At 61.6% G+C, this 8220-nt stretch carries 9 protein-coding genes; 2 read left to right on the top strand and 7 right to left on the bottom strand.

What is annotated here, in order from left to right:
* Nucleotides 1-200 precede the first annotated feature (200 nt).
* The gene (locus tag PMI16_RS09690; RefSeq protein ID WP_007878960.1) at nt 201-1880 is read left to right on the top strand and encodes a methyl-accepting chemotaxis protein; all 1680 of its coding nucleotides are present in this window, start codon (nt 201-203) and stop codon (nt 1878-1880) included.
* A gap of 85 nt (nt 1881-1965) precedes the next feature.
* On the opposite strand, the gene PMI16_RS09685 is transcribed toward PMI16_RS09690, so the two are convergent.
* From PMI16_RS09685 to PMI16_RS09665, 5 genes are all read right to left on the bottom strand, one after another.
* Nucleotides 1966-2523 carry a peroxiredoxin family protein gene (locus PMI16_RS09685; RefSeq protein WP_007878958.1) on the bottom strand — a complete coding sequence of 186 codons (558 nt, stop codon included), beginning with the start codon at nt 2521-2523 and terminating at the stop codon, nt 1966-1968.
* A gap of 233 nt (nt 2524-2756) precedes the next feature.
* Nucleotides 2757-3410, bottom strand: coding sequence for a BON domain-containing protein (locus tag PMI16_RS09680; RefSeq protein ID WP_007878956.1), 654 nt, complete (start codon nt 3408-3410; stop codon nt 2757-2759).
* Nucleotides 3403-3999 (bottom strand): phosphoheptose isomerase, encoded by a 597-nt coding sequence (locus PMI16_RS09675; RefSeq protein ID WP_007878954.1) that lies wholly within the window; start codon nt 3997-3999, stop codon nt 3403-3405. The genes PMI16_RS09680 and PMI16_RS09675 overlap by 8 nt, the downstream gene beginning before the upstream one ends.
* A 174-nt stretch (nt 4000-4173) precedes the next feature.
* Complete coding sequence (locus PMI16_RS09670; RefSeq protein ID WP_007878953.1) at nt 4174-4572, bottom strand: YraN family protein; 399 nt, start codon at nt 4570-4572, stop codon at nt 4174-4176.
* Between the two features lie 12 nt (nt 4573-4584).
* Nucleotides 4585-5814 (bottom strand): penicillin-binding protein activator, encoded by a 1230-nt coding sequence (locus tag PMI16_RS09665; RefSeq protein WP_007878951.1) that lies wholly within the window; start codon nt 5812-5814, stop codon nt 4585-4587.
* 11 nt (nt 5815-5825) lie between these two features.
* Between PMI16_RS09665 and rsmI the strand changes: the two genes are divergently transcribed.
* The gene (gene rsmI / locus PMI16_RS09660; RefSeq protein ID WP_007878949.1) at nt 5826-6776 is read left to right on the top strand and encodes a 16S rRNA (cytidine(1402)-2'-O)-methyltransferase; all 951 of its coding nucleotides are present in this window, start codon (nt 5826-5828) and stop codon (nt 6774-6776) included.
* 36 nt (nt 6777-6812) lie between these two features.
* On the opposite strand, the gene PMI16_RS09655 is transcribed toward rsmI, so the two are convergent.
* Nucleotides 6813-7145, bottom strand: coding sequence for an SMR family transporter (locus PMI16_RS09655; RefSeq protein ID WP_007878948.1), 333 nt, complete (start codon nt 7143-7145; stop codon nt 6813-6815).
* A gap of 39 nt (nt 7146-7184) precedes the next feature.
* On the bottom strand, nt 7185-8220 hold a 1036-nt coding region (locus tag PMI16_RS09650), incomplete at its 5' end, for a septal ring lytic transglycosylase RlpA family protein (protein WP_007878946.1).

Genomic DNA, 8220 nt, shown 5'->3' with positions numbered 1-8220 from the left:
TGGCAGCCGCCGCCGATGATCTTGATAAAGCGTTAACAGGCACGACAAAGGGCGGCTATCCTGCAATTTGGCGACACGCTCCTGTGATACGCTGAATTTGCCAATAAGAAGAAATATCAATGCCTGCGCCGCCAAGGCGCAGAAATACAAACCGCGACCGGTGCGATCAATAGCGCCGGCACACGGATAAGGAGACAGGCATGAAAAACTTCAGGATAGGTGTACGTCTGGGCATCGGTTTCATTGCGATGTTGATGCTGATGGCGGTCATGGTCGGCATCGGCGTCTGGCGCCTGCAAGGCATCGGCGACGCCACCGACGACATGGTAAAAAATGCCTTGCAAAAAGAACGCAATGCCTCGCAATGGCACGCCGCCATCAAGGAAAACGGCGTGCGCACCTTCGCGGTGATGCGCAGCGAGGACGCCGAATTCCAGAAGTACTTCCAAACCCAGATCGACGCGGAATCGAAGAAGGTCAGCGACATCCAGAAACGTGTGGAAACCGCCATTTCCTCGCCGGAAGAAAAACAATTGTTCGACGAAGTCGGCAAGCTGCGTTCCGCGTACCGCAACGCACGCGAGGATATTTTCAAGATGAAGGCGGCCGGAAACGCCGAGGAAGCAAAGCAACTGACCAATACCAAGCTGGTCAAGATGATGGACGATTACTCCGGCAGCGTGATGAAGTACGCCAACTACCAGACCCAGGTCATTGACCAGGCTGCGCAACATATCAACGATAGCTACCAGTCGGGACGCACCTTGTTGCTGAGTCTGGGCGCGATTGAACTGATCCTCGGCGGCATCCTCGGCTGGCTGCTGACGCTGAGCATCACGCGTCCGCTCAACGAGGCGGTCGGCATCGCGGAAACGGTGGCATCCGGAGATCTGACCTCGCACATCGACGGCAGCGGCAAGGACGAGACCAGCAAGTTGCTGCAAGCCCTCAAGACCATGAACGACAATCTGCTCACCATCGTCGGCAAGGTGCGCAGCGGCACCGACACGATCGCCACGGCCTCCAGCGAAATCGCCAGCGGCAATCTCGATCTGTCGGCACGCACCGAAAGCCAGGCCGGTTCGCTGGAAGAGACGGCGTCCGCCATGGAAGAACTGACCTCCACCGTCAGGCAGAATGCCGACAACGCGCGCCAGGCCAATCAACTGGCGGTGTCGGCGTCGGAAGTCGCGGTTCAGGGCGGCAGCGTCGTCGGCCAGGTGGTCGACACCATGGGCGCGATCAATGCCTCGTCGAAGAAGATCGTCGACATCATCAGCGTGATCGACGGCATCGCCTTCCAGACCAACATCCTGGCCTTGAACGCCGCCGTCGAAGCGGCGCGCGCCGGCGAGCAAGGGCGCGGCTTTGCAGTGGTGGCATCCGAGGTGCGCAGCCTGGCGCAGCGCTCTTCCGCCGCCGCCAAGGAAATCAAGACGCTCATCGACGACTCGGTATCGAAAGTCGATGTCGGCAGCAAACTGGTGGTGCAGGCAGGCGCAACCATGACCGAAGTCGTTGCCAGCGTGCGCCGCGTGACCGACATCGTCGGCGAGATCAGCTCGGCCAGCCAGGAGCAGAGCGACGGCATCGAGCAGGTCAATCAGGCCATCACCCAGATGGACGAGACCACGCAGCAAAACGCGGCGCTGGTGGAACAGGCCGCTGCCGCCGCGCAGTCATTGCAGGATCAAGCCACCATGCTGACGCAAGTGGTCAGCGTCTTCAAACTGGACAGCACCCGTCTGGCGCCGAAGCCTGCACTGCGCACCGTGGACATTACGCCCGTGCGCAAGCCGGCGAAGCTTGCAACGGCAGCAGCGCCCAAGCTGAAACAGACGGGGCCGTCCAAAGCGGAAGAAGACTGGGAACAGTTCTGACAACAGTCAGCGTCTGATATCGCTGCACGCATAAAAAAACGCCGGTTCAGACCGGCGCTTTTTATTTTCCTCCGTGTCGGATGAATCAGGCGGCCAGCGCCTTCTCCAGCAACTGATGCAATTCGGCGAATTGCGGTTCGCCCACATAGCGTTTCAGGATGCTGCCGTCCTTGCCGATCACGAAGGTGGTCGGGGTCAGCTTGACGTCGCCGAAGGCCTTGGCCAGCGTGTCTTGCGGATCGAGCGCAACCTTGAACGGCAGCTTGCGCGTTTCGGTGTAATTAAGCACGTAGTTCGGCGGATCGTAGCTCATCGCCACGGCGACGAAGTCCAGGCCCTGATCCTTGTACTTGTTGTAGGTCGAAATCATCTGCGGCATTTCGCCCACGCAAGTCGTACAGCTGGTGGCCCAGAAATTGACCATGACGACCTTGCCGCGCAAATCCTTGAGCGCGACCTTCTGACCGTCGAGCTTGACGAAGGTCACGTCGGGCGCGGTGTTCTTCGCCGACAACGAGGTATAGCCGAACAACGCAATGGCGGCAACGACGGCGACGCCGCCGAGCTTAAGCGCGAGGCGGCTGCGCGGCGCGGCGCTGGTAACTGCGGCGGTAACAGAGGTGGTGGCGTGCTGAGCTTCCATGTCTTTTCCGTTGTAAGTACTGCTTACTGCTGACTTGTCGTCATTGTCAACCTGACAATACGACGGCCATCACTATCGAACCATTATAGACGGGCTTCCCGCTTCGTGCCGGAGGCGGCTTCCCGGGCAACCCCGAGCAACAACGGCGTAAAAAAAAGCCGCTGTCGGCGATATTGGCGACAGCGGCGATTCCTGCATTGCTTCCGACGCAATGGCGTCGGATCGGCTCCTGATTATTTCGCAGGATCCGGCGGCGGCTGCCTGGTATATTGCTTCAGTTCTTCTTCCGAAATGTATTCGTACAGCGTCACGACTTTTTGCACGCCGCTGACGCCGCTGGCGATTTCGGCGCCGCGCTTGCCTTCGCGTTCGGTCACGCGTCCCATCATGTAGACGATGCCGCGCTCGGTGGTGATCTTGAAGGCGCTGGCGTACAACTCTTTGTCGTCGACCAGGCTGGCCAGCACTTTGCTGGTGATCAGGGCATCGCCGGAGCGCGCCGAGAAGCCCGACGAACCGGAGATCACCAGCTCGTTGAACACGCCGTTGACGTTGGGCAGGCTCTTGATCTCGCGTTCGGCGGCGGCTTTCGACGCTTCATCGGGCACTTCGCCGGAGAGCAGGACCTTGCGGTTGAAACTGGTCACGTTGACGTGGGAACCGGATGCGACCACGTCAGGGATATTGGCTTCGCCCTTGACGACGATCGACTTGTCTTCGGTCTGCGCACCCAGCGTGCGGCGATCCGTGGCGGCAAAGGTGCCGGCAAGCATGCCGCCGGCGAGTACGCCGAAGCAGCCTTGCAGCCCGATGGCCACCATGCCGCAGACGGCGGCTGCCGCCAGCGGACGACGCCATTTCAACCAACCTGCCTTGACATCATTCATTCACATCACCTCCAAATAGCGCAACGTCGATACCGTCGCAAATACAATGCAGAGTCACCAGATGCACTTCCTGAATGCGCGCGGTGCGGTCATGCGGCACGCAGATATGCACATCGGCGTCGGTAAGTTTCTTGCCGATGGCGCCGCCGCCTTTGCCGGTCAGCGCCACCACGCGCATGTCGCGCTCCTGCGCCACCTCAATTGCGGCCAGCACGTTGCCGGAGTTGCCCGAAGTCGAGAACGCCAGCAACACGTCGCCGGCCTGGCCGAAGGCCTGCACCTGCTTCGAGAAAATTTCCAGGTAGCTGTAATCGTTGCCGACTGCAGTCAGGATCGAGGTATCCGTGGTCAGCGCCAGTGCCGGCAGCGGCAGGCGCTCACGTTCGAAACGCCCTACCAGTTCGGCAGCGAAATGCTGGCAATCTGCCGCCGATCCGCCATTGCCGCAGGCAAGAATCTTGTTGCCGTTCGACAGCGCTGTGAACATAAGTTCAATTGCCTGCTCGATCGGCTGCGCCAATACGGAAGCGGAATGAATCTTGAGTTCGGCACTTTCCTGGAAGTGCGAAAGGATACGTTGATTAGTCATGGTGCGAGAGTATTTAACAGTGCATGAAGAACGACAGTCCCTGGTTCGTCCCGGTCAGGTTGCCGGCATGGAAGGGAAGAAAAAGCGATCCGACCCGGCCTGCAACGGCAACAGGCCCGCCAATTATAGTGTAGTTGGCTTGCTCCTCCCTGCTGCGAGGGGTAAAGAAGCGTATCAAAATGCTTCAGATATTGCTTCCACGGCATTTTTCAGCCAGGTCATCCGGTCGCCGTCATAGCCGATCACGTCGAAACGGCAATCGGGAGGCATGCGATAACGCTGCAGGAATACCTGTGCGGCAATGATCAGGCGTTTTTGTTTCGTCCGTGTGACGCTGGCGAGCGCGCCGCCGAAGTCGCTGTTGCTGCGCTTGCGCACCTCGACGAAAACAATCGTGTCGCGCTCGCGCATGATGAGGTCGATTTCACCACCCTTGCAACGAAAGTTGCGTTCCACTTCGACCAGGCCCTGTTTCAACAGGAACGCCAGCGCATCGTCTTCGGCCGCGTCGCCGCTGACTTGCTTGCTGGTGCGTTGATTGCGGCCGCCGCGGAACCGGTCGAACAAGCTCATGCGCTTAGTCCGTCAGCGTTGATTGGCAACCGGCACGGCGACGCCGTCCTGATAGACGGCCTGGGTTTCCTTGCGCTGGAAGTAAGTCGCGCCGGCCGCCATGTTGACGTTGATCTGGCCGGTCACGCCGTCGATGTCGAAGCCCGAGCGTTGCAAGGCAATTTCACTGGCGACGCGGAAGGCGTCGATGCCGAGCGCGTAGAGGCGCTCCAGATCGGCGTTCGGCTTGACGTCGGCATTGGCGACGGAACGCGGGTAAGCCATGACGGCGGCATTGTCCGCCTGCAATTGCCACGGCATGTCGATCAGACGCACGCCGTCGAGCTCTGGCAAGCGATTGTCGGCAGCCGGCGGGGTTCCTGCAGCAGCGCTATTTGCGGCGGCATTGATGGCGGCCGTGGCGCCGGCCAAGGTCAGCGGATTAAGCTGCGAAGTACCGTACAGCACCACGTCGTTGCCGATGGCGCTGCGCAGCTGGATGGTCTGCGCCGCATCGAGGGCGACGAACAGCAGGGCCGGTTTCTCGGCCTGGATGCGCTGTCCGAGTTGCGCCAGGCCGGTGGCGCTGAGGGCGTTGTTGGGGACGCTCAACTCAAGGTTCTCCACCGTCAGCCCCTGCTGACGCGCCTGTTGCGTGAAGGCTTTGACGGCGCGGCGCTGCCAGGCGATGCTGGTGGACACCGCGAAGATCTTGCCGGGGGTCTTTTCATGTTCGACCCAGGCGGCAACCTGGCGCGCTTCTTCTTCGATCGACAAACCCATCATCACCATCTGGCGCGGCGAATGCTGGTCGGCGGCGTCTGGCAGATCCGGCTGGGCCAGTGCGATGGTCGGCTTGCGCACGGCGGCCGACTGCACCAGCGCCGTCACCGCGCTGCGCGACAAGGGGCCGACGATGATGTCGTATTTGCCGGAGGCGTCGTTATAGGCGTTGAGCACGTCTTGCGCGGCGTCGCCGGTTTCGATGATGGTGATGACGAGATTGCCTTTCTTGCGCTCGGAGGCCGTCAGGAAACCGGTGCGTACGGCATCGGCGGCGGCGCCGAACACGCTGGAACGCAGCGGCAGCAACAAAGCCACGCGCACGGGCGACTGCATGTTGTCGGGCAGCGCGACGACGGATGCAGCTACAGGCGCAGATGCAGCGTCATCGTCGGCGACGGTTGTGTTTGCCTGCACGGAAGCGCACAATCCGCTCAGCAGCGCGGTCAGCAAGATGACTTTCGCCCATTTTCCCAACATTATCTTCTCCAATGAGTCTCCCCAACCCGAACGCATCCGTTGCCGCTGTTGCCGCCGTTACATCCATCACGTCGCTTGCTTCGTCCGTCCTGGCGGAAGCCGCGCAACAAACCTATCCTGAGTCGGCATTATATGTGCTGGCCACGCCCATCGGAAATGTTTGCGACATGACGTTGCGCGCTTTGCACGTCCTGTCGATCGCCAATGCCGTGGCTTGCGAAGACACCCGCAACACCAGCCATCTGCTGACCCGCTACGGCATCAGCCAGACGCTCATCGCCGCGCACGAACACAACGAACGCGAAGCCGCCGCCAAGATCATCGGCCGCCTGCAGCAAGGCGAACGCATTGCGCTGGTGTCCGACGCCGGCACCCCGGCGGTGTCCGATCCGGGCGCGCGCATCGTGGAAGCGGTGCGCGCCGCCGGACTGACCGTGGTGCCGCTGCCCGGCGCGTCGGCGGCTGTGACGGCCTTGTCGGCCAGCGGCCTGGTCAACGATCAGTTCCATTTCGTCGGTTTCTTGCCGAACAAGAGCAAGCAGCGCGAAACCGCCTTGCTGAAACTGGCGCAGGACGCCTCCACGCTGGTGTTCTACGAAGCGCCGCATCGCATCGTGGAAACCGTCGACGCGCTGTTGCAGGCCTTCGGCCCGCAGCGCCAGATCGTGCTGGCGCGCGAACTGACCAAGCTGTTCGAAACCATCCACCGCTGCGCGCTGGCCGATGCGCCGGCCTGGCTGGCGGCGGACGCCAATCGCCAGCGCGGTGAATTCGTGATCCTGGTGGAAGGCGCGACCGCCGGTGAAGACGCTGTCGCCGATGCCGATGCCGAGCGCATCCTGCACATTCTGCTGGCGGAGTTGCCGGTCAAACAAGCCGCCGCCTTGACGGCGCAAATCACCGGCCAAAAGAAAAACGCGCTCTATGAGCGCGCTTTGCAGTTGCGGGATGCGGCCGAATAAGTCCGGCGCGTCCGGTCCGTCGAGAAATCGAGAGACTCAGTGCGCCGTCGACTTCGAGAACAGATTCAGCACCAATACCCCCGCCAGAATCAGCGCCATGCCGATGATGGCCGGGGTATCCAGCGTCTGTCCATAGACGAAATACGCCACCACCGATATCAGCACGATGCCGAGGCCGGACCAGATCGCATAAGCGATACCGACCGGTATCGTCTTGAGCGTCATCGACAGGAACAAGAACGCCAGCGCGTAACCGATCACCACCGTCACTGACGGAATCAGCTTGGTAAAACCATCGGACGCGCGCAAGGCGGAGGTAGCGATGACTTCCGACACGATGGCGATGCCCAGCAAGAGGTAAGGATGCATGCGTACTCCGGCGATTGATGAATGAAAAACGAACGCGGATCAGCGCTCGACCACGAAACCCGTGACGTTGGCGCGCTGGCGGATCAGTTGCGCGGCGTCCATCGCTGCGGGGCGGTTGGCGTAAGGACCGGCATACAAACGATACAGGCCGTTGACGACGACGGTTTCCAGCTTGTCGACGGCGCCGCTCAGGCTTTGCATCAGCTTGTCGCGCGCGCTGCGGGCGTTGGCTTCCTGCGCGTAAGCGCCGAACTGCAAATAGAAGCCGCTGGCCAGTGGCGTGCCGGTTGTGTTCGCCGTGTTCGCTGCCCCCGCTTCGCCGGTTGACGTACCGCCGCTTGCTTGCACCGCTGCCGGCGTCGTCATGGCAATCGGCACGATCTGTCCTTGCGGCGCGACGTTGCCCACCGACACCGCCGATGTTGCAGGGGCGGCATTGGCCGTGTTCATCGGCGCCGGCGCAGGCGTAATGCCGTTACGCTTGTTCTCCGCCATGCGCGCGATCTCGTCCGGTAACAGGCGCTCCACTTCCAGCTCGCTGCTGCCCGACGACAAATAACCCAGCTTCAATGCGGCGGTGTACGACAGATCGATGATGCGGGTCGAATGGAACGGCCCGCGATCGTTGATGCGCACGATGACCTGGGCGCCGGTCTTCAGATTGGTGACGCGCGCGTACGACGGAATCGGCAAGGTCGGATGGGCGGCCGTCATCTTGTACATGTCGTAAAGCTCGCCCGACGAGGTTTTCTGGCCGTGGAATTTCTTGCCGTACCAGCTGCCGATGCCGCGCTGCTTGAACGGGCGGTCGTCCGTAATCGGCGTGTAGGTTTTGCCGAACACGACGTAAGGACGGCTGCCCGCCTTGGAAAAAGGTTCGACCTTGGGATCGGCATCCGGCGTATCGAGCAGCCCCTCAGGCGGCTGGTCGCCCGGACCATCGTCCTTGTAGTAACCGCCGCGTCCGGAACCTGCCGCCGGCAACGCCGGCAGCGGCTTGCCGTTGGCGGTGCGCACCGCCGGTGTCGATGCGGTCGGCGACGACGATGGCGTATTCAGCGGCGGCGCGCTGCCG

The organism is Herbaspirillum sp. CF444, from assembly GCF_000282135.1.
Lineage (GTDB): Bacteria > Pseudomonadota > Gammaproteobacteria > Burkholderiales > Burkholderiaceae_D > Herbaspirillum.
This window is presented reverse-complemented; position numbering and strand designations above follow the sequence as displayed.

What these genes read in the sequence shown, in the direction of transcription:
- PMI16_RS09690 (WP_007878960.1), top strand. Translation starts at nt 201, where the DNA reads ATGAAAAACTTCAGGATAGGTGTACGTCTGGGCATCGGTTTCATTGCG.
- PMI16_RS09685 (WP_007878958.1), bottom strand. Translation starts at nt 2,523, where the DNA reads ATGGAAGCTCAGCACGCCACCACCTCTGTTACCGCCGCAGTTACCAGC.
- PMI16_RS09680 (WP_007878956.1), bottom strand. Translation starts at nt 3,410, where the DNA reads ATGAATGATGTCAAGGCAGGTTGGTTGAAATGGCGTCGTCCGCTGGCG.
- PMI16_RS09675 (WP_007878954.1), bottom strand. Translation starts at nt 3,999, where the DNA reads ATGACTAATCAACGTATCCTTTCGCACTTCCAGGAAAGTGCCGAACTC.
- PMI16_RS09670 (WP_007878953.1), bottom strand. Translation starts at nt 4,572, where the DNA reads ATGAGCTTGTTCGACCGGTTCCGCGGCGGCCGCAATCAACGCACCAGC.
- PMI16_RS09665 (WP_007878951.1), bottom strand. Translation starts at nt 5,814, where the DNA reads ATGTTGGGAAAATGGGCGAAAGTCATCTTGCTGACCGCGCTGCTGAGC.
- rsmI (WP_007878949.1), top strand. Translation starts at nt 5,826, where the DNA reads ATGAGTCTCCCCAACCCGAACGCATCCGTTGCCGCTGTTGCCGCCGTT.
- PMI16_RS09655 (WP_007878948.1), bottom strand. Translation starts at nt 7,145, where the DNA reads ATGCATCCTTACCTCTTGCTGGGCATCGCCATCGTGTCGGAAGTCATC.